The organism is Vibrio tubiashii ATCC 19109 (genome assembly GCF_000772105.1).
In the GTDB taxonomy this organism is placed as follows: domain Bacteria; phylum Pseudomonadota; class Gammaproteobacteria; order Enterobacterales; family Vibrionaceae; genus Vibrio; species Vibrio tubiashii.
On record NZ_CP009354.1, the window covers coordinates 337730 to 363315 of the forward strand.

The following is a 25586-nucleotide window of genomic DNA, read 5'->3' on the forward strand; positions in this document are numbered from 1 at the left end:
CATGAGAGCATGCATCGAATAGAATTTTAAAGCCAACATGCCTATGTTGGCTTTTTTGACCCTACAAGAAAATAATAATAACTGATTGATTTTTAAGGTTGCTGATGAAACCGACACAACAAATATTACAAGAGATTCTAGAAGAGGTTCGTCCACTTATCGGTCAAGGTAAGGTTGCTAACTACATTCCTGCCTTGGCGAAAGTCCCAGCTTCAAAGTTTGGTATTGCTGTTTTTACCAATCAAGGTGAAGTAATCAAAGCGGGCGATGCTGATGAAGCATTTTCTATTCAATCAATCTCCAAAGCGCTCAGCCTGACGCTAGCGATGTGCTTGTATAAACCTGAAGAGATTTGGGCTCGTGTTGGTAAAGAGCCTTCAGGGCAAGCATTTAACTCTCTTATTCAGCTTGAAATGGAGCAGGGTATTCCGCGCAACCCGTTTATCAATGCCGGAGCCATTGTTGTGGCGGATTTGCTTAATAGTCGCTTGTCGGCTCCTCGCCAGCGTTTATTGGAGTTTGTTCGCCAGTTGTCTGGTGATACTCATATCTGTTACGACAAGATTGTGGCTGCTTCAGAGATGATGCACAGTGATCGCAATGCGGCAATTGCCTACTTAATGCGATCGTTTGGTAACTTTGAAAATGAAGTCATTCCTGTACTAAACAACTATTTCCACGCGTGTGCACTCAAGATGAGCTGTGTCGATCTGGCAAAAACTTTTAGCTACCTTGCTAACAAAGGAACTTCAGTTCAAACCGGAAAGCCTGTGATTACACCAACGCAAACCAAGCAGCTTAATGCTTTGCTCGCGACCTGTGGTCTATACGATGGTGCCGGTGAGTTTGCCTACCGAGTGGGTATGCCAGGAAAGTCGGGTGTCGGTGGTGGTATTATGGCCGTTGTACCGGGTGAAATGACGATTGCTGTTTGGTCACCAGAACTGGATCCATCAGGTAACTCTTTAGCAGGAACCAAAGCGCTAGAACTGTTAGCAGAACGTATTGGGCGCTCGATTTTTTAGAGAAGTATGGTGCGCTTCGCTGCTAGAGAACTGGGTCGGGCTTCGCCCTGCTAGATAGCTATGTTGATTCTCTACTGAAGTGTGGCTCAACGTCAGTTATCCAGTTATCCAAAATGAAAAAAGGATTGAAGCAATGCGCCAGTCCTTCAAGATTCTCTAGCTCTCTAGCTCTCTAGCTCTCTAGCTCTCTAGCTCTCTAGCTCTCTAGCCCTCCATAGGACGAAGTTCGTTCCTTCCTCCCGCTTCCCATTAACGCTCTACTCTTCCACCATAAAGGCTTCTAGTAAGTCGTTGAGGAACAGTTTGCCTTTCTCGGTGATTTGCCAGTGAGTGTCGCTCTCGTCGATGTAGCCCATCTCAATAGCCCAATCTATGGTCTCTTGAATGGCTGCAAAGCCAAGCCCTGTCGTATCTAAGAAGTCTTGTTTAGGGCACGCTTCTATCAGGCGGAAGCGGTTCATAAAGAACTCGAAAGGACGGTCTTCAACAGCGACTTCTTGCTCGCTGTTGAGATAAGGCTTAACCATATTATCGTAAGCGGCAAGATAGCCTTTAGGGTGCTTAATCTTGGTGGTACGTACAATGCGACCATCCGCAAAGCTTATTTTACCGTGTGAGCCGCAGCCAATCCCGAGGTAGTCACCAAAGCGCCAGTAGTTGAGATTATGCTGACATTGATAACCGGGCTTGCTGTAGCCAGATATCTCGTACTGCACATAGCCTGCGTCAGCTAACTTTTTATGCCCTAACTCAAAGATATCCCACAAATCATCGTCGTTAGGCAAAGTTGGCTGCTTGTAGTAGAACATGGTGTTTGGCTCGATCGTCAACTGATACCAAGATAAGTGTGGGGGAGCGAGCTCGATCGCCTTTTCAAGATCGCTAAGTGCTTGATCAACAGACTGATCCGGTAGGCCATGCATCAGATCGAGGTTAAAGCTGTTGAGGCCAATCTTATGGGCAAGCTTAGCAGCATTCACCGCTTCATCTTGACCGTGAATACGGCCAAGCCTTTCTAGTTTCTGCTGCTCAAAACTTTGTACACCCACGGATATTCGAGTCACTCCCGCTTTTTGGTAACCAGCAAAACGTTCCGCTTCTATGGTTCCGGGGTTGGCTTCCATTGTGATTTCGATGTCTGACTTGAATGGGATTCGCGCCTCGATACCTTGCAACAAGTCTGCGATCCCTTGGGCCGAAATCAGACTTGGCGTTCCGCCACCTATAAAAATCGAGTGCAGTTGGCGCTGATTGTCTGCAATCTGGTAGCGCTCAATATCTGCATCTAAATCTTGTAGCAGGGCAGCAATATACTCTTGCTCTGGAATATCCGCTTTAAGCGCGTGCGAGTTAAAGTCGCAATAAGGGCACTTTTGTACACACCACGGGATGTGTACATAAAGGCTCAGAGCTGGTGGAATTAACTGATTCATAGTGGTGAAAAAGATGACCTAGACCGCTTGCTCAGATAGTGTCGCAAAAAGCTGTTTCAATGCTTTGCCGCGGTGCGAAAGCTGCTTTTTACGTGCAGGTTCTAGCTCTGCTGAAGCGCAATTATCTTCAGGGACAAAGAATATAGGGTCGTAGCCAAAGCCATTCTCGCCATGTGCTTTAGTTAAGATGCGGCCTTCCCATTTGCCATGACAGACGATCGGGGTTGGATCGTTTTCATGACGCATCAGTACTAGCACGCAGTGAAAGCGAGCAGTGCGTTGTTCTTCAGGGACATCTTTCATGGCTTCTAGCAGTTTTTCTAGATTCTGCTGATCGCTTGCGTCTTCGCCTGCATAACGAGCCGAGTAGATACCTGGCGCACCTTTTAGAAAGTCGACTTCAAGACCTGAATCATCGGCGATAGCGGCAAGTCCCGCTTCTTTAGCTGCATGACGCGCTTTGATGATAGCGTTTTCAATGAATGTTGTTCCGGTCTCTGCTACTTCAGACACATTGAACTCGCTTTGAGCAACAACATCAAAACCAAAGTCAGACAGTAAATCTGCCATTTCGCGCACTTTGCCTTGGTTACCGGTCGCTAGAACAATCTTATTGCTTTTCATCGTATCGCCTTATCTATTTCTCGACTGTCGACTGTCGACTGTCGACTGTCGACTTCTATTCTTCGACATAAAATTTTTGGGTGAACTTTAATGCCCCTGCGCCTTTATTACCAGCGCTAACGTCAATGTTGAAAGTTAGTTGCTCTTCGTCTGAGATTGGAAACTCAGCAAGATAGTAAATAGCACTGCCTTCTTTCACTTCGCGGAAGCTGAGTTCACGCGTTTGACCAATCAGGTTTTTTGCGCTGCCAGAAAGCTCTGCGGTGATCGCAGGTTTGCCCACTTGAGAGTTATCTAACACGCTTATATTGAGAATAGCTGAGTAACCGTTACGCTTGAGTTTATAGCTGCGTGCGACTTGAGGGGTTAAAAACGTTGAGTTAAAGGCTGAATAATGCACTTCAACATCTTTGATGGTTTTAAACTGACCTGCCCATGCAGGTAGGGCTAGGGCTGTAGCAAGAATAAGAGTGATCCATTGTTTCATAATGCTTCCTTTGTATTGGGCGTGTGCTCTACATGAACACAAATAAAAAGCCATCATAGGATGGCTTCTATCTCGTTAGGTATTTGGGATGGAGAGCTGATTCGGACTTGTTTATGTCTGCCCAGCTCGCCTTTTTCTATTGTTATTAATCCCTTTGCCACCTTAAATTGCTTGGCGAGATACTTACTCAGGTGAGCGTTGGCTTTACCATCGACAGGAGGCGCTGTAATCGCTATTTTCAGTTCCTCGCCGTGTTGACCTACAATCTTATCTCGACTTGCTTTCGGCTGAATATAGAGCCGAATAACAAGGTCTTCACCATCAAACCAAGCTGCTTGTGACATTATAGTTGGAACCAGATTGGGCCGATCAGATCACCCATCAAGAAATTGGCAAACTGTAGCGCAATAAATAAAACCAGTACGCTTAGGTCAAAGCCACCCATCGCAGGAATAATACGACGAATCGGCGCTAGCATAGGCTCTGTTAGTTGATGGAAAACATACTCAATTGGGCTTCGGCCTTGGCTCACCCAGCTTAGAATTGCGCGGATTAATAGCACCCAGAACAATAAGCCGCCTGCTGCTTTAGCCAATGACAATAGACCTAAGAATAGGAAGTCAGCACTGAATGAAACGGAGCCATTTGAAGCGACTAGAATAAGCGCGACAAATTTAAGCACACAAAGCACATAGGCAAATAGCAGAGTCGCTAAATCAAGGCTGCCGACAGAAGGGATTACACGACGCAGCGGTGCAATCACTGGTTGAGTAGCCTTGACGATAAATTGCGAAAACGGGTTATAGAAGTCTGCACGGGCAGCTTGTAACCAAATACGTAAGATCACCACCATGATGTAGAGATCAAACAGGGTGGAAATCAGAAAACTCATTGAATTCATAGGTTACCCTTATTGTCTAGAGACTATTGCTCTGGTCATTTAAAATAATTTTTCCATCTCTTCAGCGCGTGAAACCGCGGCTTGCATCGCTTTGGCTACTATATCTGAAAGTTGATGTTGGTTGAATGTTCGCAGCGCTTCTGCGGTGGTGCCACCTTTTGAAGTCACGTTCTCACGCAGGGTTGAAAGTTCAGTATCGGGATTACCTTCAACCATGCTAGCAGCGCCAAGAGCCGATTGTTGTACCAGCAAGCGAGCCGTTTGTTTATCAAAACCTTGAGCGATGGCTTCAGCTTGCATCGCTTCCATAAATAAGAAGAAATACGCAGGTGCGCTGCCAGCCGCCGCAATAATGTTGTTGATGCCAGATTCTTGTTCAACCCAGCATACTTTGCCGCATGATTCCATCAGCGCGGCGGCGAAGGTTTTATCTTGCTGCGATACCTTTTCTGGCGCATAAAGGCCACTCATACCTAGCCCGAGTTGCGAAGGCGTGTTCGGCATGACGCGTACAAGGTTAAGTTCACAATCAAGCATTTGGTCAAAGCGTGCACTTTGAATTCCAGCAGCAATGGAAATCACCAGTTTTTGTGACCAATCGATGTCTTGCAGTGGTTTACACACTTCTTCCATCATTTGAGGTTTTACCGACAGTACGACAACGTCCGCTTGCTGCGCCGCTTGAAGGTTGTCATCGGTGGTACGAATACCAAACTCTAGCTCTAAAGGCACTCGGCGCGTCTCTGATGGCGCAGTCGCTGTAATTAGCTCCGCTGGATAACCATCAGCCACTAAGCCCGACACTATGGCTTTTACCATGTTTCCTGCGCCGATAAAGGCAATTTTCTTATGTTCCATTACTGTTGTATTCCTTGTGAACCGCTTACGCTTTATTACTGTAATCTCGTGCGCCAAATATCGCTGTGCCGATACGTACCATAGTGCTGCCAGCTTCAATTGCTGCTTGCATATCGCCGCTCATACCCATTGATAAGGTATCGATGTTTTGCTCTGGAAAACGCTGCGCAAGCTTATCTTTTAGTTGAGCTAGTTGAGTAAAGGCGTCTAGCTGTGAGGCATAGTCTGAGACGTTAGCCGGAATTGACATCAATCCTCTTAAAGTGAGGTTGGGCAGGCTAGAAATCAACTCTGCTAGCTCAAAGATTTCATCATCATTGATGCCTGATTTCGAATCTTCGCCGCTGGTGTTGACCTGGATTAGCACTTGTATTGGTGCCATATCATCAGGTCGCTGTTCGTTGAGGCGCTTAGCAATCTTGGCTCTATCAACGGTATGAACCCAAGCAAAGTTCTCAGCAACATGGCGTGATTTATTCGACTGGATTGGACCGATAAAGTGCCACTCAAGCTCTAACTGTGGATGGTGCTCGGCAAAATACTCGACTTTGTTTGCGCCTTCCTGCACATAGTTCTCGCCAAAAGAGACTTGCCCGGCTTGAGCTGCCTCTAAAATTGCCTCGACTGGCTTAGTTTTACTTACTGCCAGAAGTTGCACTGTGTCTCGACCGCGTCCACACTTTTGTTGTGCGCCCTCAATCTGTGAGGTGATCTGTTCAATGTTTTGTTGAATACTAGTCATAGCAGATTTTACTTAAGGATTTTAAATGGATATCGCCGAATTACTGGATTTTAGTGTAAAGCATAATGCTTCAGATCTACATCTTTCTGCCGGAGTATCTCCAATGGTACGGATAGATGGTGAAGTAAGAAAGCTTGGCGTGCCTGCTTTTAGCCATGCAGATGTGCATCGTTTAGTATTCGAAATTATGAATGATGGTCAACGCAGTGAATTTGAAGAGCGCCTTGAAGTCGACTTTTCTTTTGAGTTGCCGAATGTTGGTCGTTTCCGTGTTAATGCATTTAACCAAGCGCGTGGTTGCGCGGCGGTATTTCGTACCATTCCGACCGAGATCCCAACCTTAGAGCAATTGTCAGCCCCGCAAATCTTCGAAAGCATCTCCAATATGGAAAAAGGCTTGGTACTGGTGACGGGCCCTACAGGCTCGGGTAAGTCCACTACTTTGGCGGCGATGGTTGACCATATCAACCGCAACCACAATAAGCATATTCTGACGATTGAAGACCCAATTGAATTTGTTCATAGCAATAATAAGTGCTTAATCAACCAACGCGAAGTCCACCGAGATACGCATAGTTTTAATAATGCGCTGCGCAGTGCACTGCGTGAAGACCCAGACGTGATCTTAGTGGGTGAATTGCGTGACCAAGAGACAATCAGCCTAGCACTGACAGCAGCAGAAACCGGGCACTTGGTGTTTGGGACTTTGCATACCAGTTCAGCGGCAAAAACCATCGACCGTATTATCGATGTTTTCCCGGGGAGTGATAAGGACATGGTTCGCTCTATGCTCTCTGAGTCATTACGCGCAGTCATTGCACAAAAGTTGCTGAAGCGTATTGGCGGTGGCCGTACCGCTTGTCATGAGATCATGATGGCGACACCGGCGATCCGTAACTTGATCCGTGAAGACAAGGTTGCTCAGATGTTTTCTGTGATTCAAACCGGTGCTGCACATGGCATGCAAACCATGGAGCAAAATGCCAAGCAGTTGATCGCACAAGGTCTTGTTGATCAAGATGAAGTAGCGAAGAAGATCGAACTTGAAACTTCAATGTTCTAGGGAAAGAGTTATGGATATTGATGTTTTTTTGCAACAGATGATCGACCAGAATGCGTCTGATCTTTACATTACAGTTGATGCGCCAATTCTTTACCGTGTCGATGGAGAGTTGCGTGCACACGGGGACAAACTATCGCACGCTGTTGTGAGCTCTTTGTTGGATGGGATTATGGATCATGATCGCCAACACGAGTTTCATTCGAGCAAGGAAGCGAACTTTGCCATTGTGCGTCACTTTGGTCGATTCCGTGTCTCTGCATTTTATCAGCGCGAATTGCCTGGGGCGGTGATTCGCCGAATTGAAACCAAGATTCCTACCTTTGATGAGCTTAAGTTACCAGATGTTTTGCAAGACTTATCGATTGCGAAACGGGGTTTGGTGCTGGTGGTTGGAGCGACGGGATCGGGTAAGTCGACGACCATGGCTGCAATGACAGGGTTTCGTAATAGCCAGCGGACAGGGCATATTTTAACTGTTGAAGACCCGATAGAGTTTGTTCATGAGCATCAGCGTTGTATTGTTACGCAACGTGAAGTGGGGTTAGATACCGAAAGCTATGAAGTGGCGTTGAAGAACTCACTGCGCCAAGCTCCAGATATGATCTTAATAGGTGAGATTCGTACACGTGAGACGATGGAATACGCAATGACCTTTGCTGAAACTGGGCATCTGTGTATGGCGACCCTTCATGCAAACAATGCTAACCAAGCGTTAGAGCGGATCCTTCATTTGGTGCCTAAGGAACAAAAAGAACAGTTCCTATTTGATTTATCGATGAACCTACGTGGTGTGATAGGTCAGCAACTTATTCGAGATAAAAATGGTCAAGGTCGGCACGGCGTGTTTGAAGTTTTACTCAACAGCCCACGTGTGTCGGATCTGATTCGCCGCGGCGATCTGCATGAGCTTAAAGCGACCATGGCTAAATCGAAAGAGGTTGGCATGCAAACTTTTGATCAGGCGCTTTATCAACTAGTAGTGGAAGACAAGATCAGTGAAGAAGATGCCATGCACAGTGCAGATTCAGCTAATGATTTACGCCTAATGCTTAAAACACAACGTGGTGATGTATCTAGCTCAGGATCACTCAGTGGCGTGAAGATTGATATGGACTAGTCTTCTAGCCTCTAGCGATTACTATTTTTAACTCTGTGATATTAAAATGAAACCCAGCCGTACTGGCTGGGTTTTCTCGTTTAAGTTGTTACTTCTTTTTAGTTTGAGAGGCGCAGTCACCGCCACATCCATTGCCACAACTGCCTTTCTTTTTCACTAAACGGAAGTAGAGGTAACCCACGGCGATGGCGACAACGACCACTAGGGTCAGGATGTCCCACATTTCTACGTTTTGTTGATACATGGCTATTTCTCAATCATCTGAATTGGGATCGGCTTACCCTGCTTTTTCTGTTGCGCACTATCGCGTAAACCTACGATGAGCAATGCCAATAGAGCGGAGAAGTAAGTCAGCGACATGACTTGAATGCCACTGAGTGCAAAATGAGTCCCAATGGTGTACACCGCTGTTGCGACTGTAAAACCTAGTAAAGTGGGTAAGAAGATCGATAGCAACAGCCATTTATACTGACCGGTTTGGACCTTAATCATCATCACGGTCGCTAGGCAAGGCGGGTAAAGAATGAAGAACAGAATAAGTGCCACTGCCGCAACCTCACCATGGCTCGCCAGTTCATCTGATTCTGCCATTCGTTGCTCAAGCTTTTGATTACTGCCCTCTTCTGGTTGAAACAGCACCCCTAAGGTTGCGACACTACTTTCGCGCGCTGCAAAGGAAGAGAACAGCGCGACGTTGATTTTCCAATCAAAACCAGCAAATTGCGTCACAGGTTCAATGGAGCGACCAAAACTACCCAGTAAGGAAGCTTCTAAGCGTCGCTCTTTCATTTCGCGACGAATTTTCTTACGTTCGGAAGCAAGCTTGCGCAGTGGTTTGTTAAGCTTCTTGGCATCTTTATCACCCTTACGAGCAGTAATCGCAAAGTAGAGCTCATTGCGAGCTTGAAAATCGGCATTTACCTTCTGTGAGGCTTGTGCGCCTTTGGCATTCAGTTTCGCTTGACGATAGTCGGTGTAGAAGTTGACCAGATCCGTCAAAGTATGTTGGTCAAAAGCATCAGCATATTGTGTTTTGTTGGCTGCTTTTTGGAATTGAGCTACTGCTTTTTCTGCGCGTAGTTGGTAGTCATTGAGCTCTTGCTGTGGAACCCCTGGGAACTGGAGCAGAACGAAGATGACGGTTGAAACCGCAAGCACTATGGTCCCGACTTTGCGAACGTACATCCAAGTTCGCTCCATCGCCCGAGTCACGACACTGCGAGCTGTTGGCAGGTTGTAGCGTGGCAGTTCCATGACAAAGGGCGCTTGCTCGGTACGACGCAGTACCGATTGAGTTAGCAGTTTTGCCACTAGCAGCGCAGCGATAATGGAAATGGTTGAAATATAAAATGTCATCAATGACTTATCTTCAACAAAGAAAATACCGAGCAGTAGTGTATACAGGGGAACTTTAGCCAAACAGTTCATATAAGGAACCGTTAAGATGGTCGCGATACGGGCTCGGTTATCCGGTATCCCTTTGGTTGCCATAACGCCGGGTACTGCGCACCCTCCGGCAAATACGCCGGCTAAAATCATCGGAAGAGTGCTTTGCCCATGAAGGCCAAATCGGTTCAAAACTCGGTCAGAAATAAACGCGATTCGAGCCATATACCCCGAGTCTTCCAATATTGCGATTAGGGCAAAAAGGATCAAAAAGATCGGGATGTAGTTGAGTAGAGTGTTGGCTGAATCGATGATCCACAGCCCTAGTGAGCGAACATAAGGATCGTGCAAGAAGCCCGCTTCGGGAAGTAAGCTTGCCACCAACTCACGAAATGCAGCAAGGTAAGGCCACCAATAATTGGTCAGTTCATAGCCGTAGACGATAGAGCTCTGGTAAATGATGAATACAGTGGCAATTAAGAACAGTGGGGCGCCGAACTTATTCAGGACTACTTTATCGATTTTGTCGGTGAGTGAAAGCTGGTTGCTTTGGTGTTGGGATTGAGTTGTGCAGCGCTCAATAATTGTTGATACACGCTGATGGCGCTGAGCGACGATATAATCGCTGACGGTTCCACTCAATGTCTGTGTAATTTTGTCTAAGTGCTGTTCGACTCTAGCACTTAGCTGTTTAAGCTGTGGCTCGGGCATCAAATCTTCTAACCACTTTCCTATGTGGCTATCACGTTCAAGTAATCGTAGAGCAAGCCAGCGGGTACTGTAGGTCTGTGGCTCAATATAGAAATCTATCCACTGGGTGAAAGAGGTGAGTTCTGGCTCTAAGAGAGGATATTCAACAGGTGTTGAGCCAATTTGGGCCTCTACTAACGCAGTCGTGATGCCTTCTACCCCTTTACCTTTTCGCCCTATACATTCAACGACAGGGACTCCGAGTTCCTGACTTAAAGAATGTGAGTCGATAGTAATTCCTTCGGCTTGTGCGACATCCATCATGTTGAGAGCGAGGGCGAGTGGGAGCTCCATCTCAAGTAACTGCATGGTGAGATGCAAAGAGCGATTAAGGTTGGCGGAATCAACAACATTCAAGACCACATCTGCCGCTTCGTTTCGTAATGCGTCGCGAGCGACCCTTTCCTCAAGTGAAAAGCAGCTTAAGCTATAGGTGCCTGGTAAGTCGATGAGCTGATAAGCGGCGTTATCGTTAGAGAAGTAGCCGGTTTTCTTGTCTACAGTCACACCGGGGTAGTTGGCTACGTGCTGTCTTGCCCCTGTCAGCATGTTAAAAATGGTCGATTTGCCGGCATTTTGTTGACCAGCTAATAGTACTTTTGTCCGTTGCATTACTCTGTCCTCACTGCCTGCGCTTAATCTAAACGCACGATTACAGTGTCTGCTTCTGTTGTTCTGATCACGACGCTGGTGGCACCGACGCGAAACTCAAGTGGGTCCCCTAGTGGTGCCTTGCGTACAAATTCAATCTTGGTCTGTGGAATAAGTCCCAAATCCAGTAAGCGTTGGCGAATCGCGCCATCAGACATGTGAGCTGTGATAGTCGCATGCGCCTTAATTGGTAATTGGCTTAGAGTGGTTTCCATAAAGAACACACCGAGTTGTTTTTCGTCTCAAGATTGTAATCAATATCCGTTTTGTTAAATCAAAAATAACTCCACTAAATATGATTTAAATCAATGAAGGTGTAGTTAAGAATCATTCTCACTTTCATTTAAATAAATAGATCGTTAGTCTTCCCTTCATCAAATTGAGAGCAAGTCTCAATATCTGTCTATTTGCGTAAGCTCAAAATGGAATTAGCAATGAAAAAATCAACCCTGTTGTTATTGGCTAGCGCCGCTTTACCTAGCTTGGCGTTTGCCCATACCCCTCTATTTTCCTGTTATGACTTTGGTGATAACACCATTCTTTGTGAAGGTGGTTTCTCTGATGGTTCATCAGCCGCTGGCGTAGAAATTTTAGTCGTGGATGGCTCAGGTACAGAGCTAATTAAAAGTGAAATAAACGAAGACGGTGAAATTGAATTTAATAAGCCACAAGGTGCTTATAAAGTTCTGTTTAATGCAGGTCCAGGACATTCCATCGAAGTCGATGGCAAAGATATTGTTGAATAGTTATTTGTATTTAGGGAAATAAAAAATGAAAAAGCTATCTTTAGCTGTTGGTATGGCAGCACTCTCTATATCCGCAGTTTCTCAAGCACACTTTCAATTGATGTATACACCAACTTCTCAGCTTGAAAAACCAGCGACTGTCGACATGAAACTTGTGTTTGGTCACCCGATGGAAAATGGTCACGTGATGGACATGGGTCAACCAGAAGAGTTTTTTGTAAGCTTCAAAGGTGAAAAGACAGATCTTCTAAAAGATTTGAAGAAAATCTCTTGGGCTGGTCACGATAACAAAGCAGATGCGTACAAGGTAGACTACAAAATCCGTCGCAACGGCGATTACATCTTTGGTCTAGTACCAGCGCCTTATTATGAAGGTGGCGAAGACATTTATATCCAACAGATCACTAAACGCTACATCAACAAAGGTGCAATGCCAACAGGTTGGGAAGAGCCTCTAGGTCTTAAGACAGAAATCGTCCCTAAGAACAAGCCTTACCAAGTGTTTGCAGGCAGCACATTCACTGGTCAACTTCTATCTGAGGGTAAGCCAGCAGCTGGCGTTGAGTGTGAGATTGAATTCCTAAACACTGATATCGATACTAAAGCCAATGCGTTTGGTAAAGACACTCACCGTGCGACTCCAGCTTCTGCTATCGTTGCGATTACAGACGACAACGGTATGTTCACTTTCGGCATCCCAACAGCTGGCAAGTGGGGCTTCGCTTGTCTAGGTTCTGGTCCAGATACCGAGTTTAAAGGTAAAGAGCTGTCGCAAGACGCAGTACTTTGGATTGAGGCGCAAGACCTATAAACCACTCGATGTAAAAACAAAGCTGGCACTTGTGCCAGCTTTTGTCGTTTAGTCTCAGCTAAGTGTAAGTAGTTATTCACCCCATTGGGCTTCAAACCAACTTTCTAAAATGACTACCGCAGATTGGCAATCGACATTGCCTTTGCTCAAGGCTTTATAGCCGCCCATCTCGAACAGATCGGCACGTGCTTCCATGGTAGAAAGTCTTTCATCATGGAGTTCAACAGGCAGACCAAATCGTCCATGCAGGCGGTTGGCGAACTTTTTTGCTCTTGGCGTAATGGTTTCTAAATCTTTGCCATACAGATCGGTAGGTAAGCCAACAACCAGTAAATTGGGTTGCCACTCTTTAATCTGTTTCTCAATATCATCCCAGTTTGGAATGCCATCATTGGCTTTAAATGCTTTTAGTGGTGAAGCTGTGCCTGTGATCTCTTGCCCAATCGCACTACCAATGCTTTTAGTGCCGAAATCAAAGGCCATAATTGTTTTAGACATAAACAGGTATCTTTTTTGTTATGCGTGGCCGATATCACTTGAGAGCTGCGAGACGTCAATACCAAGCATTTGTACTGCTTTCTGCCAGCGTTCATTGATTGGTGTATCGAACATCACGTTAGGATCCGCTTCTACGGTTAACCAAGAGTTTTCAGAGAGCTCGATTTCTAGCTGACCTGCTTCCCAACCTGAATAACCTAAAGCGACGATATAGTGGTTTGGCTCAGCCTCTGTCCCAAGTACGCCAAGAATATCTTTAGAGGTGGTGACAGATATGTTATCCGTCATCTTGATGCTTGATTCATATTCATCTTTAGGCTGATGAAGAATGAACCCGCGATCTTCAGAGACAGGGCCGCCGTTAAGCACTGGCTTGTCTAAACTCTCGGTCACAAGCTTAGGGTGAGAGGGCTCTACATCGACTCGTTCCAACATTTTACCGATGGTGATATCGATAGGAGCATTAATCATTAAACCCATCGCGCCATCTTCATTGTGCTCGCACACATAGATAACACTGCGCTGGAAGTAGGGATCTTTCATCCCCGGCATTGCCACTAAAAAATGGTTGGTTAAATTCATAAAGACTCCCACTTACAAAAGAAGGGCAACCAATAGCGTTGCCCAAATATGATTAGGCTTTTAAGCGGCGCTCAATGGCATCCATTAGCTTGCCTGTAATTGACACATCGAATGCAGCCTCGATTTCACGAATACATGTTGGGCTTGTTACATTGATTTCTGTCAGCTTGTCACCAATAACGTCGAGACCAACAAAGATCAGTCCTTTTTCTTTAAGTGTAGGCGCTACAGCCTCAGCGATCTTTTTATCTGTCTCACTAAGTGGTCGAGCTTCACCTGTGCCACCTGCCGCTAAGTTACCGCGAGTCTCGCCTTTGGCTGGAATTCGCGCCAAACAGTAAGGCATTGGTTCGCCGTCAACGACAAGAATTCGTTTGTCGCCATTGCTGATATCAGGAACGAAAGTCTGCGCCATTGCGTAGTTTTGACTATGATTGGTCAAGGTTTCAATGATCACCGAAACGTTAGGATCGTTTTCTTTAACGCGGAAGATCGAAGCGCCACCCATGCCATCAAGAGGTTTTAGGATCACATCACCATGCTCTTCACGGAAAGCTTTAATCTTATCTGCTTTACGCGTCACAATCGTGGTCGGAGTGAGGTCAGGGAACCAAGCCGTGAATAACTTTTCATTACAGTCACGTAGGCTTTGCGGCTTGTTGACGATCAATGTGCCTTGCTCTTCAGCGCGCTCTAGAATGTATGTCGCGTAGATGTACTCAGTATCAAACGGAGGATCTTTACGCATCAATACGGCATCTAACTCAGACAGTTCAATAGTTTGCTCCGACTTGAACTCATACCAAGCGTTTGGATCTTCTTTTAGTTCAACAACTTTGGTATCTGCAATGGCTACACCTTGATCTAGATGTAGGTCGTGCATTTCCATGTAGTGAATTTCGTAGCCGCGGCGCTGCGCTTCAAGCATCATGGCAAAGCTAGAGTCTTTTTTGATGTTAATGGACGAGATTGGGTCCATTACGATACCTAATTTGATCATGTATTTTCTCCGTTTAACCAAGATCGCCGAAACGAACTTGCAAGGCTGTAATTGCAGTGAGAGCCGCTGTTTCTGTACGTAATACGCGCGGACCAAGCAGCGTCTCTTCAAATTTGTATTCTTCAGTCATACCGATTTCTTCTGCGGATAGCCCACCTTCAGGACCAATCAACAGACGCACTTTTTCAACAGGTGCAGGTAGGGTATTGATTGAGTATTTTGCGCGAGGATGAAGGTTGAGTTTCAAGCCGTCATACTCTTCAGCACACCACTCTTCAAGCTGCATAATTGGGCGAATTTCAGGTACGGTGTTACGTCCGCATTGCTCGCAAGCACTAATAGCAATTTTTTGCCATTGCGCGAGTTTTTTTTCAAAACGCTTTTGATCAAGCTTAACGCCACAACGCTCTGATATGAGGGGAGTAATGGTGTTTACACCCAGCTCAACAGATTTTTGAATGGTGAACTCCATTTTATCACCACGTGAAATGACTTGACCAAGATGTAGGTCGAGCGGTGATTCAGAGCTGCGTTCGATACGCTCCGTGACGTCGACTTCTACTGATTTCTTCGACACATTCGCAATGGTTGCTGGAAACTCAGCCCCACTACCATCAAACAGTAAAATATCTTGTCCTTCCTTCATGCGCAGCACGCGGCCGATATGGCCAGCAGCGTCATCACTGAGCATCAAAGAGCCTAACTGAGAAATGGCTTCTGGGTGGTAAATTCGTGGGATTCGCATGGTGTCTCGATTTCCAACAAGAGATTTGAAGTTCTCTCTAACATGGATGCTTTGGGTTTAAAAAACAAGGGTTAGAAAGAGTTTCCAATTAATTACCAGAAACTCTTTTGAGCTAACTTATAACGCTTGGCAAGCTTGATGCACAAATGGGTTGTGATTGCCTTGAACCTTGAAGATGCGCTGCTCACGTTCGCATTCCCAATGGTCGACAGGGAATTGTTTATTCCACGCATTCATTAACTGTGTTTGCTGCTTAGAGAGGCGAAAGCCATACTCTTGGCTCATGTACAGATAAGTACGGGCAATGGAACCCTTAGCGCGATCTGGTGGCATCACCTTACGATGCTTAAAGTTGACCTGCATTTCACAACGACCATAGCTTACGCCATCGATGCCATTCCACTGACTGAAGTTATAGTTAGAACGGTCACCGTTAACTTCACCAATCGCAGGAGTCAGGTTGTGTAAGTCAGCTTCCATCATACGGAAGGCTTTATCATTCTTAGTACAGTTTTTACGTCCACCATTTTGCCAACATTGACGTTGGTGACCAAACTGCCAGGCTGGAACAACATGTTCCCATTCGATGCGCGATGCTCGTTTTTGCTGTTTACGAACCTGATAGCCACATGATTCTAAGTCAGGTATTCCTTTGCGACCTTGCCATGAAATATTGCAGCCGCAATAAAAACTGGTGGGATGGTCAGCGTATATCTTTACCGCTTCTTTTTTTGCCTTAGAGAAAGATGAAGGGGGCGCAGCATGTACAACAGCAGCACACAACAAGCCGATAGCAGATAACCACAGAGATTTGTTCATGATTGAGTGTTAGAAAAGTAGTAATAACTACAGTTTAACACGCAAATCTAGCTATAAATTGATGATGCTCTACTTAATTATGACAGTTGCTTACCTGTAAAACTAAGTGGTTGCTGACACTGCTGGCAACGGTAGCTTGCTTGATAACGTAATACTTTATTATGGCGGCGAATGGATAACGGATAAGTGCTACAGCCACAGTAGTACTCAAAGGTTTTCCCTTGCACTGACGTTGTTTCGAAGCTGTGGGTGGTGCGGGCTGGCACGTTAAATACTGATTCCATGACTCCTTGCCATTCTTTACCATGTGGTCGAACGCGGCCATAGACTTGGTAGGTAATCAGATGAGCGACTTCATGAGGAATAACTTCCGCTAAAAATGCCTGCTGATTCTCTGTGAACAAGACTGGGTTGAGGCGAATCTCATTCAGTTGCAAGTAGGCTTTACCCGCCGCTTTGCCGCGTAGATTGAAGTTTAACTGCGGGAGAGGAAAAGAGCGCTTAAAGGTATGTGATGCGGTCTGGATGCAGTCAGCCATGACCTTTTTTGCTCGGTATTCAAGTTCCAAGTCCAACGCACACTCCAAATAAAAACGCCTCTATAGTTAGAGGCGAATCATATACTGGTTCAGTGTAGAGCGCGACTTATGGGTGATGCTTTTTCTTGATCGTTTCGTGATAAGCATGCCAAGTACCATAACCAAGAATTGGCATGGTAAACAGCATTCCGATTCCGTAGGTCGCAAAGCCGACGAGAATACCGCCACAAATGAGGGCAGCCCACACAATCATGGCTGGAATATTCGATTTCACTGCATTGAAGCTTGAGAAAACCGCAGTCATCATATCAACACGACGTTCCATCATTAATGGAATGGAAAACGCTGAGATACTGAATACGACACATGCTAGAACGAAACCGACCAGCGAGCCTATGACTAAGAAAGGCAGAAACTCCGTTAGCGGTGCGCCCTGGACGGATGGATATAGAGCGTGTAGAAGTGCTGCTATTCTCATCCAGAAGATCATACATACCGCCAGTAAGACGGCGAATGCCCATTGAGAAGATGAGTTACGACCAATCGCTTTCATTGAGTGAAGTAGGCTTGCACTATGGCCTTTTTCTCTTTCCCAGCTCGCATCATAAAGACCAAGCGCTAAGAAAGGACCAATAAGCATATAGACAACGAGACTTGGCATCACGACTAAGTGCGTGCCCTGCCATTGGACAAGTAAAACAATACCTATTGCGGCGGCCATAAAGCACAAACCGTAAAAGGCGCTGATAAGTGGCATACGGACAAAGTCATGCAGACCGAGGGCAAGCCAATGGAATGGGGCAGAAATACTGACCTGATTACACGGAATCGTGCGGGCGTATTCTGAGTCTTTGACTTCTTTGTTCTTGTCATCGAAGTCGTGTGGATTCACCGTACGAGGCATATATCCTCCTTGATCGATTCTCTACCTACACTGCGCTCTTGAGCGACAGTGAACGAAACTCGATGCCCGGCTTGGCGACCTCTAATAATGTAAGCGGCGCATCAGTTAAACAGTTTACGAAGCAAGATCGCTGTGCGATTTGTTCGTTAACATATTTTTAACTATTGACCGCATGGCAAAAAAATACAAATTTCTTGATGTTTTTTTGCGCATAAAAAAAGAACGTCTGGTAATCCAGACGTTCTTAATATTTTTATAGTGTAATCAAAGATTACTTCAGACCAGCGAACTCGCGCAGTAGAGCTGCTTTATCTGTCGCTTCCCATGGGAACTCTTCGCGACCGAAGTGGCCGTATGCCGCAGTCTTCTTGTAGATAGGCTGAAGTAGGTTCAGCATCTCTTGCAGACCGTATGGGCGAAGGTCGAAGTTTTGACGAACTGCTTCGATGATGATGTCGTGAGATACTTTCTCAGTACCAAACGTCTCAACCATGATAGACGTTGGATCAGCAACACCGATCGCGTAAGAAAGTTGGATTTCACAACGATCTGCTAGACCAGCAGCAACGATGTTTTTCGCAACGTAGCGTGCTGCGTATGCTGCAGAACGGTCAACTTTTGATGGATCTTTACCAGAGAAAGCACCACCACCGTGACGAGCCGCACCACCGTAGGTATCAACGATGATCTTACGACCAGTTAGACCACAGTCACCCATAGGACCACCGATTACAAAACGGCCGGTTGGGTTGATGAAGAAGTTAGTCTCTTTATTGATCCACTCAGAAGGCAGTACAGGTTTGATGATCTCTTCCATTACTGCTTCACGTAGGTCAGGCGTCGAGATTGAATCACAGTGCTGAGTAGAAAGAACAACTGCATCAATACCAACGATCTTACCTTGGTCGTACTGGAAAGTTACCTGAGACTTAGCGTCAGGGCGTAACCATGGCAGTGTACCGTTTTTACGTACTTCAGCTTGCTTTTGAACAAGAAGGTGAGAGTAAGTAATTGGAGCTGGCATTAGAATGTCAGTTTCGTTGGTCGCATAACCGAACATGATCCCTTGGTCACCAGCGCCTTGCTCTTTAGGGTCTGCTTTATCAACGCCTTGGTTGATGTCAGGTGATTGCTTACCGATAGTGTTTAGAACCGCACAAGAGTCAGCATCGAAACCCATGTCAGAGTGAACATAACCAATTTCACGCACTGTCTGGCGAGTTAGCTCTTCGATATCTACCCATGCTGAAGTCGTGATTTCACCACCAACCATCACCATGCCGGTCTTTACGTAAGTTTCACAAGCAACACGTGCCTTTGGGTCTTGCTCTAGAATCGCATCAAGGACTGCATCAGAAATTTGGTCTGCAATTTTATCTGGATGACCTTCTGAAACAGACTCAGAAGTAAACAGGTGCTTAGCCATGTGAGCTCCACTTTAAATTTTTAGAGAGCGCTCCGTTATCAAAGGGGGAGCACTAATAAATAATACTGATATCTGTAGGTGTATCTACATCTAGACGTCTATTTTAGTTTTGAATGCTCGGATTACAAGCTCTTTTTTGTTATTTACTAAAACCAAACGTTTGCGTTAATCGGTCGAAATATTAGTAACTTTTATCGATATGTTGCGAAAGCGAGGAAATTTGTGAGCTTTTGTCTTGGAAAACGATTGCAGTGCTGGTGGTGCTTTGAGAGAATTATCGCTCATTTTATATTTGATTCGCTTAATGCATTCAGGAGCTGACATGTCTTCTCGTCAACATCTCGCTAACGCAATTCGTGCTCTAAGCATGGATGGAGTTCAACAAGCTAACTCTGGTCACCCAGGTGCACCTATGGGTATGGCTGATATCGCTGAAGTTCTTTGGCGTTCTCACCTAAATCACAACCCGTCTAACCCTGAGTGGGCTGACCGCGACCGTTTCGTTTTATCAAACGGCCACGGCTCTATGCTGATTTACTCTTTGCTACACCTTTCTGGCTATGAGTTATCAATTGACGATTTGAAAAACTTCCGTCAGCTACACTCTAAGACTCCAGGTCACCCAGAGTATGGTTATGCACCAGGCGTTGAAACTACAACGGGTCCTCTAGGTCAAGGTATCACTAACGCTGTTGGTATGGCGCTAGCTGAGAAGACACTTGCAGCACAGTTCAACAAAGAAGACCACGATATCGTTGATCACTTCACCTATGCATTCATGGGTGACGGCTGTCTGATGGAAGGTATCTCGCACGAAGCATGTTCTCTAGCAGGTACACTAGGTCTGGGCAAACTGATCGCGTTCTGGGATGACAACGGCATCTCTATCGACGGTGAAGTAGAAGGTTGGTTCTCTGACGACACACCTAAGCGTTTTGAAGCATACGGCTGGCACGTAATCCCTGCAGTAGACGGTCACGATCCAGAAGCGATCAATGCAGCTATTGTTGCAGCGAAAGCTGACCCACGCCCAACTCTAATCTGTACTAAGACGATCATCGGTTTTGGTTCACCTAACAAGTCTGGTTCACACGACTGTCACGGTGCTCCGCTAGGCGCTGAAGAAATTGCAGCAACTCGCAAAGAACTTGGCTGGGAACACGGTCCATTCGAAATCCCTGCTGACGTATACGCAGAGTGGGATGCGAAAGAAGCAGGCGCAGCTAAGGAAGCAGCGTGGAACACTAAGTTTGATGCATACGCAGCAGCTTACCCAGCTGAAGCGGCTGAGCTTAAACGTCGCCTAAACGGTGAACTACCTGCCGAGTGGGAAGAGAAAGCCAATGCAATCATTGCTGATCTTCAGGCTAACCCTGCCAACATCGCATCACGTAAAGCGTCGCAAAACGCACTAGAAGCGTTCGGTGCTATGCTACCTGAATTCCTAGGCGGCTCTGCTGACCTTGCCCCTTCTAACCTAACTATGTGGTCTGGTTCTAAATCTGTGTCTGCTGAAGATGCGTCAGGTAACTACATCCACTACGGTGTACGTGAATTCGGTATGACAGCGATCATGAACGGTATTGCACTACATGGTGGTTTCGTACCATACGGCGCAACGTTCCTAATGTTCATGGAGTACGCACGTAACGCGATGCGTATGGCGGCTCTGATGAAAGTTCAGAACATCCAAGTTTACACGCACGACTCTATCGGTCTTGGTGAAGATGGCCCAACTCACCAACCGGTTGAGCAAATGGCTTCTCTGCGTCTAACGCCAAACATGAGCACATGGCGTCCATGTGACCAAGTGGAATCTGCAGTCGCTTGGAAACTGGCTATCGAGCGTAAAGACGGTCCAACATCTCTGATCTTCTCTCGTCAAAACCTTGCACAGCAAGAGCGTAACGAAGAGCAGGTTGCAAACATCGCTCGCGGTGGTTACATCCTAAAAGATTGTGAAGGCAAGCCAGAGCTAATCCTTATCGCTACAGGTTCTGAGGTTGAGCTAGCAGTAGAAGCAGCAGCGCAACTAACGGCTGAAGGTAAGAAGGTACGTGTAGTATCTATGCCTGCTACTGACGCATTCGACAAGCAAGACGCTGAGTACCGTGAATCTGTACTTCCATCTGACGTTACAGCTCGTATCGCTGTAGAAGCTGGCATCGCTGACTTCTGGTACAAGTACGTTGGCTTCGACGGTCGTATCATCGGTATGACAACATTTGGTGAATCTGCACCAGCAGGTGAGCTATTCAAGATGTTCGGTTTCACTACAGAAAACGTAGTAAACACAGCAAAAGAGCTACTAGCATAAGATTTGCTGAAGTCATGAAGTAGAAAACCGAGCCTAGTGGCTCGGTTTTTTTATGCGTTCAATCTGAGGTCAAGTAGCGACTACTCAAACTCGTTACCCCAGTTATCCTTCTCTTTGTGGCCGCAGACTTTACACGTGACATATCTGTCCATGTCATAGTAGTGACCGCCATTAATAAAGGCATGAGCCATCAGTTTGACTCTACCTAACAAAGAAGTGTCCGTGTCGTAGCTGCTGGTCTTTCTTACAAGCACTTCACTATGGGGTGCTTCTTGTTCGCACTGTTTACAAAAGTGAGTGGCTGGGTACCCAGACATAGTCATTTCCTTTGGTTGATGAAACTAGATAAGAAACAGCCATAAGGAAAACAACCTCACACAGCGACTATCTATATTGCTGGCTTATTATTCAAGTTATACAGTTTCAATTGTTCGGCACACATCACTAACTTAATGCGCTTTGGCCTACTATCGGGTAGTATTTGTGACACGAAAATGATGTAGGGCGATGGAGTTATGCTGAAAGTTGCGATCAACGGGTTTGGACGTATTGGCCGTAATGTTTTGCGAGCGGTATATGAAAGTGGCAAAAACCAACAAATAAAGGTAGTGGCGGTGAATGAACTGGCGCAACCGGATGCGATGGCCCATCTACTTCAATATGATACTAGTCATGGTCGTTTTGGTAGAAAAGTGACCAACGATCAAGAGCACATCTATATCCACCATGATACTCCTCATCAAGGCACTGGTGAGTTTGATTCCATCCGTATCCTTCATCTTAATGATATTGAGCTACTGCCTTGGCGTGATCTCGAAGTGGATTTAGTTCTCGACTGCACAGGTGTATTTGGCACTCAAGCGGATGGTCAGGAGCATATCAAAGCAGGAGCCAAGAAAGTCCTGTTCTCGCATCCTGGTGCCTGCGACCTTGATAACACCATCATCTATGGTGTTAATCACGAAACGCTCAAAGCGGAACACAATGTGGTTTCCAATGGCTCTTGTACCACCAATTGTATTGTGCCGATCATTAAAGCGCTTGATGATGCGTTTGAAATTGAATCTGGCACTATCACTACTATCCACTCTTCTATGAACGACCAGCAAGTCATAGACGCCTACCATTCGGACCTAAGACGTACCCGTGCAGCGAGTCAGTCGATCATTCCTGTGGACACCAAGTTGCATAAAGGTATTGAAAGAATCTTCCCGAAATTTTCCAACAAGTTTGAAGCGATTTCTGTAAGAGTTCCGACGGTAAACGTCACAGCAATGGATTTAAGTGTCACAATTAATACAAATGTGAAAGTTAATGACGTAAATCAAACCATTGTTAACGCATCTCAGTGTACATTACAGGGCATTGTTGACTATACTGAAGCGCCGCTCGTTTCGATCGACTTTAATCATGATCCCCATAGCGCGATTGTCGATGGTACACAGACACGAGTGAGTAATGGGCACTTAGTAAAAATGCTCGTTTGGTGCGATAACGAATGGGGCTTTGCGAACCGTATGTTGGATACAGCGCTCGCAATGCAGAGTGCGAAATAACCACTCTTTTAATGGAGAAATATTTATTTTAACCCTTGAAATAAATATTGAGCATCTCCACTATACCAACAGCGTTTGAAGAATTAATAGGTCTGGCAGGGTTGCCGGGCTACTGAAAACTTTACTTATTGAAAATTTGAGAGGACACATCATGTCTGTAATCAAGATGACTGACCTGGATCTAGCAGGTAAACGTGTATTTATCCGTGCGGACCTAAACGTACCAGTAAAAGAAGGCAAAGTGACTTCTGATGCACGTATTCTAGCATCTCTACCAACAATCAAGCACTGTCTAGAAGCAGGCGCGAAAGTTATGGTTACTTCTCACCTAGGTCGTCCGACTGAAGGTGAATACGCAGAAGAGTTCTCTCTACAACCTGTTGTTAACTACCTAAACGACGCACTAGATTGCGAAGTTAAGCTAGCTAAAGACTACCTAGAAGGCCTAGAGCTAAACACTGGTGAGCTAGTTGTTCTTGAGAACGTTCGCTTCAATAAAGGCGAAAAGAAGAACGAAGAAGAGCTATCTAAGAAATACGCTGCCCTATGTGACATCTTTGTAATGGATGCATTCGGTACTGCTCACCGTGCACAAGCATCTACTCACGGTGTTGGCATGAATGCACCTGTAGCGTGTGCTGGTCCTCTACTTGCTGCTGAACTGGAAGCACTAGGTAAAGCAATGGACAACCCAGAGCGTCCACTTGTTGCTATCGTTGGTGGTTCTAAAGTTTCTACTAAGCTAACAGTTCTAGAATCTCTATCTAAAGTTGCTGACCAACTTGTTGTTGGTGGTGGTATCGCAAACACGTTCATCGCAGCTGATGGCCACAACGTAGGTAAGTCTCTATACGAAGCAGACCTAGTTGAAACAGCTCAAAAGCTAATGAAAGAGTGTTCTATCCCAGTAGCGACTGACGTTGCATGTGCGAAAGCATTCGATGAAAACGCAGAAGCTGAAATCAAGCACGTTTCAGAAGTAGCTGACGACGACATGATCTTCGACCTAGGTCCAGAATCAACAGCGGCTCTAGCTGATATCATCGGCAACGCAAAAACTATCCTTTGGAACGGTCCTGTAGGCGTATTTGAATTCAAGAACTTCGAAGCAGGTACTAAAGGTATCTCTGAAGCAATCGCTCAGTCTGCAGGTTTCTCTGTAGCAGGTGGTGGTGACACGCTAGCGGCTATCGACAAGTTCGGTATTAAAGCTGACGTTTCTTACATCTCTACAGGTGGTGGTGCATTCCTTGAATTCGTTGAAGGTAAAGTACTACCAGCAGTTGCGATGCTTGAAGAGCGCGCTAAGTAATTAAGTGAAAGCGGGGGAGTTAATCTCCCGCTTTCTTGTTTGCTGCACATCACACTTTTTTGCTAGAATAGCGCGAGTTGTGAGCAAACGTTTGCAAGAATTTAAACTTAACAAGTTTTATTTTTAAAACGACAGATAAATAGGATTAAATCCATGTCTAAGATCTTCGATTTCGTAAAACCAGGTGTTATCTCTGGCGACGACGTACAGAAAGTTTTTGAAGTTGCTAAGGAAAACAACTTCGCTCTACCTGCAGTAAACGTAGTAGGTACTGACTCTGTAAACGCAGTACTAGAAGCAGCTGCTAAAGTTAAAGCTCCAGTTGTTGTTCAGTTCTCTAACGGCGGTGCAGCTTTCTTCGCTGGTAAAGGCGTTAAACTTGAAGGTCAAGGTGCTCAAATCCTTGGTGCTGTAGCTGGTGCTAAATACGTTCACGCTGTAGCTGAAGCTTACGGTGTGCCAGTAATCCTACACACTGACCATGCTGCTAAGAAACTTCTTCCTTGGATCGACGGTCTACTAGACGCAGGTGAAGAGTTCTTCGCTCAAACTGGTAAGCCTCTATTCTCTTCTCACATGCTAGACCTTTCTGAAGAGTCTCTAGAAGAGAACATCGAAACATGTGCTAAGTACCTAGAGCGCATGGCTAAAATGAACATGACAATCGAGATCGAACTTGGTTGTACTGGTGGTGAAGAAGACGGCGTAGATAACTCTCACATGGACGCATCTGAGCTATACACTTCTCCAGAAGACGTTGCATACGCGTACGAGAAACTAAACGCTGTTTCACACCGTTTCACTATCGCAGCTTCTTTCGGTAACGTACACGGTGTATACAAGCCAGGTAACGTTGTACTAACTCCAACTATCCTACGTGACTCTCAAGCATACTGTGCAGAGAAGTTCGGTATCGCACCTAACGCTCTAAACTTCGTATTCCACGGTGGTTCTGGTTCTACTGAAGCTGAGATCCAAGAGTCTATCGGCTACGGTGTTATCAAAATGAACATCGATACTGATACACAGTGGGCTACATGGGATGGTATCCGTGCATACGAAGCGGAAAACCGCGATTACCTACAAGGTCAAATCGGTAACCCAACTGGTGAAGATGCGCCAAACAAGAAGTACTACGATCCACGCGTATGGCTACGTGCTGGTCAAGCTTCTATGGTTGCTCGTCTTGAGAAAGCATTCGCTGACCTTAACGCAGTAGACGTACTATAATTCGTCTTTACTAAGTTAAATGAAAAACCGCTCACCTTGAGCGGTTTTTTTATGTCTGTTATTC

Annotated in this window: 28 protein-coding genes; 9 read left to right on the forward strand and 19 right to left on the reverse strand. The window is 45.7% G+C overall.

Annotation, left to right across the window (positions count from 1 at the left end):
* Positions 1 to 104: 104 nt before the first annotated feature.
* Positions 105 to 1025, forward strand: a complete 921-nt coding sequence (gene glsB, locus IX91_RS01690; RefSeq protein ID WP_004742504.1) for a glutaminase B — start codon at positions 105 to 107, stop codon at positions 1023 to 1025.
* Positions 1026 to 1282: 257 nt separating this feature from the next.
* Here glsB and hemW read toward each other — a convergent pair whose 3' ends face one another.
* The 7 genes from hemW to IX91_RS01725 are packed head-to-tail and all read right to left on the reverse strand — an operon-like array spanning position 1283 to position 6070.
* Positions 1283 to 2458, reverse strand: coding sequence for a radical SAM family heme chaperone HemW (hemW, locus tag IX91_RS01695; RefSeq protein ID WP_004742505.1), 1176 nt, complete (start codon positions 2456 to 2458; stop codon positions 1283 to 1285).
* An 18-nt stretch (positions 2459 to 2476) separates the two neighbouring features.
* Positions 2477 to 3082: an XTP/dITP diphosphatase gene (locus IX91_RS01700; protein ID WP_004742506.1), complete on the reverse strand. Its 606-nt coding sequence runs from the start codon at positions 3080 to 3082 to the stop codon at positions 2477 to 2479.
* Between the two features lie 55 nt (positions 3083 to 3137).
* Positions 3138 to 3569 (reverse strand): DUF4426 domain-containing protein, encoded by a 432-nt coding sequence (locus tag IX91_RS01705; RefSeq protein WP_004742507.1) that lies wholly within the window; start codon positions 3567 to 3569, stop codon positions 3138 to 3140.
* Positions 3570 to 3622: 53 nt separating this feature from the next.
* Positions 3623 to 3913 (reverse strand): DUF167 family protein YggU, encoded by a 291-nt coding sequence (gene yggU / locus IX91_RS01710; protein WP_004742508.1) that lies wholly within the window; start codon positions 3911 to 3913, stop codon positions 3623 to 3625.
* On the reverse strand, positions 3913 to 4470 hold the full coding sequence (locus IX91_RS01715) for a YggT family protein (protein WP_004742509.1): 558 nt from the start codon (positions 4468 to 4470) through the stop codon (positions 3913 to 3915). The genes yggU and IX91_RS01715 overlap by 1 nt, the downstream gene beginning before the upstream one ends.
* Before the next feature lie 39 nt (positions 4471 to 4509).
* On the reverse strand, positions 4510 to 5328 hold the full coding sequence (proC, locus tag IX91_RS01720) for a pyrroline-5-carboxylate reductase (protein WP_004742510.1): 819 nt from the start codon (positions 5326 to 5328) through the stop codon (positions 4510 to 4512).
* Between the two features lie 25 nt (positions 5329 to 5353).
* Positions 5354 to 6070 (reverse strand): YggS family pyridoxal phosphate-dependent enzyme, encoded by a 717-nt coding sequence (locus tag IX91_RS01725; RefSeq protein ID WP_004742511.1) that lies wholly within the window; start codon positions 6068 to 6070, stop codon positions 5354 to 5356.
* 25 nt (positions 6071 to 6095) lie between these two features.
* Between IX91_RS01725 and IX91_RS01730 the strand changes: the two genes are divergently transcribed.
* Both IX91_RS01730 and IX91_RS01735 read left to right on the forward strand, forming a co-directional pair.
* Positions 6096 to 7133 (forward strand): type IV pilus twitching motility protein PilT, encoded by a 1038-nt coding sequence (locus IX91_RS01730; protein ID WP_004742512.1) that lies wholly within the window; start codon positions 6096 to 6098, stop codon positions 7131 to 7133.
* Between the two features lie 10 nt (positions 7134 to 7143).
* Positions 7144 to 8250: a PilT/PilU family type 4a pilus ATPase gene (locus IX91_RS01735; protein WP_004742513.1), complete on the forward strand. Its 1107-nt coding sequence runs from the start codon at positions 7144 to 7146 to the stop codon at positions 8248 to 8250.
* A gap of 88 nt (positions 8251 to 8338) precedes the next feature.
* Here the strand turns inward: IX91_RS01735 and IX91_RS25690 are convergent, their stop codons facing one another.
* The 3 genes from IX91_RS25690 to IX91_RS01745 are packed head-to-tail and all read right to left on the reverse strand — an operon-like array spanning position 8339 to position 11252.
* Positions 8339 to 8494 (reverse strand): FeoB-associated Cys-rich membrane protein, encoded by a 156-nt coding sequence (locus IX91_RS25690; RefSeq protein ID WP_004742514.1) that lies wholly within the window; start codon positions 8492 to 8494, stop codon positions 8339 to 8341.
* Positions 8495 to 8496: 2 nt separating this feature from the next.
* A complete protein-coding gene (feoB, locus tag IX91_RS01740; RefSeq protein WP_004742515.1) occupies positions 8497 to 10998 on the reverse strand; it encodes a ferrous iron transport protein B in 2502 nt (833 codons plus the stop codon).
* Between the two features lie 23 nt (positions 10999 to 11021).
* Positions 11022 to 11252, reverse strand: coding sequence for a FeoA family protein (locus tag IX91_RS01745; RefSeq protein ID WP_004742516.1), 231 nt, complete (start codon positions 11250 to 11252; stop codon positions 11022 to 11024).
* A gap of 219 nt (positions 11253 to 11471) precedes the next feature.
* On the opposite strand from IX91_RS01745, the gene IX91_RS01750 reads away from it, so the two are divergent.
* Entirely contained in the window at positions 11472 to 11783 is a 312-nt protein-coding gene (locus IX91_RS01750; RefSeq protein WP_004742517.1) for a hypothetical protein, read from the forward strand.
* Positions 11784 to 11808: 25 nt separating this feature from the next.
* Positions 11809 to 12594: a DUF4198 domain-containing protein gene (locus IX91_RS01755; RefSeq protein WP_004742518.1), complete on the forward strand. Its 786-nt coding sequence runs from the start codon at positions 11809 to 11811 to the stop codon at positions 12592 to 12594.
* 72 nt (positions 12595 to 12666) lie between these two features.
* Here the strand turns inward: IX91_RS01755 and ruvX are convergent, their stop codons facing one another.
* The 8 genes from ruvX to metK form a co-directional block, all read right to left on the reverse strand.
* On the reverse strand, positions 12667 to 13092 hold the full coding sequence (ruvX, locus tag IX91_RS01760) for a Holliday junction resolvase RuvX (RefSeq protein ID WP_004742519.1): 426 nt from the start codon (positions 13090 to 13092) through the stop codon (positions 12667 to 12669).
* A gap of 18 nt (positions 13093 to 13110) precedes the next feature.
* Entirely contained in the window at positions 13111 to 13674 is a 564-nt protein-coding gene (locus IX91_RS01765) for a YqgE/AlgH family protein (protein WP_004742520.1), read from the reverse strand.
* A 52-nt stretch (positions 13675 to 13726) separates the two neighbouring features.
* Positions 13727 to 14674: a glutathione synthase gene (gene gshB, locus IX91_RS01770; RefSeq protein ID WP_004742521.1), complete on the reverse strand. Its 948-nt coding sequence runs from the start codon at positions 14672 to 14674 to the stop codon at positions 13727 to 13729.
* 13 nt (positions 14675 to 14687) lie between these two features.
* On the reverse strand, positions 14688 to 15419 hold the full coding sequence (gene rsmE / locus IX91_RS01775) for a 16S rRNA (uracil(1498)-N(3))-methyltransferase (RefSeq protein WP_004742522.1): 732 nt from the start codon (positions 15417 to 15419) through the stop codon (positions 14688 to 14690).
* 117 nt (positions 15420 to 15536) lie between these two features.
* Entirely contained in the window at positions 15537 to 16238 is a 702-nt protein-coding gene (locus IX91_RS01780) for an endonuclease (protein WP_004742523.1), read from the reverse strand.
* Between the two features lie 77 nt (positions 16239 to 16315).
* Positions 16316 to 16813, reverse strand: coding sequence for a SprT family zinc-dependent metalloprotease (locus IX91_RS01785; protein WP_004742524.1), 498 nt, complete (start codon positions 16811 to 16813; stop codon positions 16316 to 16318).
* 70 nt (positions 16814 to 16883) lie between these two features.
* Complete coding sequence (locus tag IX91_RS01790; protein WP_004742525.1) at positions 16884 to 17681, reverse strand: DUF2189 domain-containing protein; 798 nt, start codon at positions 17679 to 17681, stop codon at positions 16884 to 16886.
* Positions 17682 to 17952: 271 nt separating this feature from the next.
* Positions 17953 to 19107, reverse strand: coding sequence for a methionine adenosyltransferase (gene metK, locus IX91_RS01795; protein WP_004742526.1), 1155 nt, complete (start codon positions 19105 to 19107; stop codon positions 17953 to 17955).
* A gap of 322 nt (positions 19108 to 19429) precedes the next feature.
* Between metK and tkt the strand changes: the two genes are divergently transcribed.
* A complete protein-coding gene (gene tkt, locus IX91_RS01800) occupies positions 19430 to 21424 on the forward strand; it encodes a transketolase (RefSeq protein ID WP_004742527.1) in 1995 nt (664 codons plus the stop codon).
* 80 nt (positions 21425 to 21504) lie between these two features.
* Here the strand turns inward: tkt and IX91_RS01805 are convergent, their stop codons facing one another.
* Complete coding sequence (locus IX91_RS01805; protein ID WP_004742528.1) at positions 21505 to 21741, reverse strand: hypothetical protein; 237 nt, start codon at positions 21739 to 21741, stop codon at positions 21505 to 21507.
* Between the two features lie 198 nt (positions 21742 to 21939).
* On the opposite strand from IX91_RS01805, the gene epd reads away from it, so the two are divergent.
* The 3 genes from epd to fbaA all read left to right on the forward strand — a co-directional run bounded on the left by epd (position 21940) and on the right by fbaA (position 25522).
* Positions 21940 to 22980, forward strand: coding sequence for an erythrose-4-phosphate dehydrogenase (gene epd / locus IX91_RS01810; RefSeq protein WP_004742529.1), 1041 nt, complete (start codon positions 21940 to 21942; stop codon positions 22978 to 22980).
* Positions 22981 to 23131: 151 nt separating this feature from the next.
* Positions 23132 to 24292 carry a phosphoglycerate kinase gene (locus IX91_RS01815; protein WP_004742530.1) on the forward strand — a complete coding sequence of 387 codons (1161 nt, stop codon included), beginning with the start codon at positions 23132 to 23134 and terminating at the stop codon, positions 24290 to 24292.
* Between the two features lie 153 nt (positions 24293 to 24445).
* Entirely contained in the window at positions 24446 to 25522 is a 1077-nt protein-coding gene (fbaA, locus tag IX91_RS01820) for a class II fructose-bisphosphate aldolase (protein WP_004742531.1), read from the forward strand.
* Positions 25523 to 25586 lie beyond the last annotated feature (64 nt).

Coding starts and splice junctions, on each gene's coding strand:
- IX91_RS01780 (WP_004742523.1), bottom strand. CDS start 16,238: ATGAACAAATCTCTGTGGTTATCTGCTATCGGCTTGTTGTGTGCTGCT.
- ruvX (WP_004742519.1), bottom strand. CDS start 13,092: ATGTCTAAAACAATTATGGCCTTTGATTTCGGCACTAAAAGCATTGGT.
- proC (WP_004742510.1), bottom strand. CDS start 5,328: ATGGAACATAAGAAAATTGCCTTTATCGGCGCAGGAAACATGGTAAAA.
- IX91_RS01755 (WP_004742518.1), top strand. CDS start 11,809: ATGAAAAAGCTATCTTTAGCTGTTGGTATGGCAGCACTCTCTATATCC.
- IX91_RS01805 (WP_004742528.1), bottom strand. CDS start 21,741: ATGTCTGGGTACCCAGCCACTCACTTTTGTAAACAGTGCGAACAAGAA.
- rsmE (WP_004742522.1), bottom strand. CDS start 15,419: ATGCGAATCCCACGAATTTACCACCCAGAAGCCATTTCTCAGTTAGGC.
- gshB (WP_004742521.1), bottom strand. CDS start 14,674: ATGATCAAATTAGGTATCGTAATGGACCCAATCTCGTCCATTAACATC.
- IX91_RS01725 (WP_004742511.1), bottom strand. CDS start 6,070: ATGACTAGTATTCAACAAAACATTGAACAGATCACCTCACAGATTGAG.
- metK (WP_004742526.1), bottom strand. CDS start 19,107: ATGGCTAAGCACCTGTTTACTTCTGAGTCTGTTTCAGAAGGTCATCCA.
- IX91_RS01730 (WP_004742512.1), top strand. CDS start 6,096: ATGGATATCGCCGAATTACTGGATTTTAGTGTAAAGCATAATGCTTCA.
- hemW (WP_004742505.1), bottom strand. CDS start 2,458: ATGAATCAGTTAATTCCACCAGCTCTGAGCCTTTATGTACACATCCCG.
- IX91_RS01765 (WP_004742520.1), bottom strand. CDS start 13,674: ATGAATTTAACCAACCATTTTTTAGTGGCAATGCCGGGGATGAAAGAT.
- IX91_RS01745 (WP_004742516.1), bottom strand. CDS start 11,252: ATGGAAACCACTCTAAGCCAATTACCAATTAAGGCGCATGCGACTATC.
- IX91_RS01705 (WP_004742507.1), bottom strand. CDS start 3,569: ATGAAACAATGGATCACTCTTATTCTTGCTACAGCCCTAGCCCTACCT.
- IX91_RS01750 (WP_004742517.1), top strand. CDS start 11,472: ATGAAAAAATCAACCCTGTTGTTATTGGCTAGCGCCGCTTTACCTAGC.
- IX91_RS01715 (WP_004742509.1), bottom strand. CDS start 4,470: ATGAATTCAATGAGTTTTCTGATTTCCACCCTGTTTGATCTCTACATC.
- IX91_RS01815 (WP_004742530.1), top strand. CDS start 23,132: ATGTCTGTAATCAAGATGACTGACCTGGATCTAGCAGGTAAACGTGTA.
- yggU (WP_004742508.1), bottom strand. CDS start 3,913: ATGTCACAAGCAGCTTGGTTTGATGGTGAAGACCTTGTTATTCGGCTC.
- IX91_RS01790 (WP_004742525.1), bottom strand. CDS start 17,681: ATGCCTCGTACGGTGAATCCACACGACTTCGATGACAAGAACAAAGAA.
- epd (WP_004742529.1), top strand. CDS start 21,940: ATGCTGAAAGTTGCGATCAACGGGTTTGGACGTATTGGCCGTAATGTT.
- glsB (WP_004742504.1), top strand. CDS start 105: ATGAAACCGACACAACAAATATTACAAGAGATTCTAGAAGAGGTTCGT.
- tkt (WP_004742527.1), top strand. CDS start 19,430: ATGTCTTCTCGTCAACATCTCGCTAACGCAATTCGTGCTCTAAGCATG.
- IX91_RS01735 (WP_004742513.1), top strand. CDS start 7,144: ATGGATATTGATGTTTTTTTGCAACAGATGATCGACCAGAATGCGTCT.
- IX91_RS01700 (WP_004742506.1), bottom strand. CDS start 3,082: ATGAAAAGCAATAAGATTGTTCTAGCGACCGGTAACCAAGGCAAAGTG.
- feoB (WP_004742515.1), bottom strand. CDS start 10,998: ATGCAACGGACAAAAGTACTATTAGCTGGTCAACAAAATGCCGGCAAA.
- IX91_RS25690 (WP_004742514.1), bottom strand. CDS start 8,494: ATGTATCAACAAAACGTAGAAATGTGGGACATCCTGACCCTAGTGGTC.
- fbaA (WP_004742531.1), top strand. CDS start 24,446: ATGTCTAAGATCTTCGATTTCGTAAAACCAGGTGTTATCTCTGGCGAC.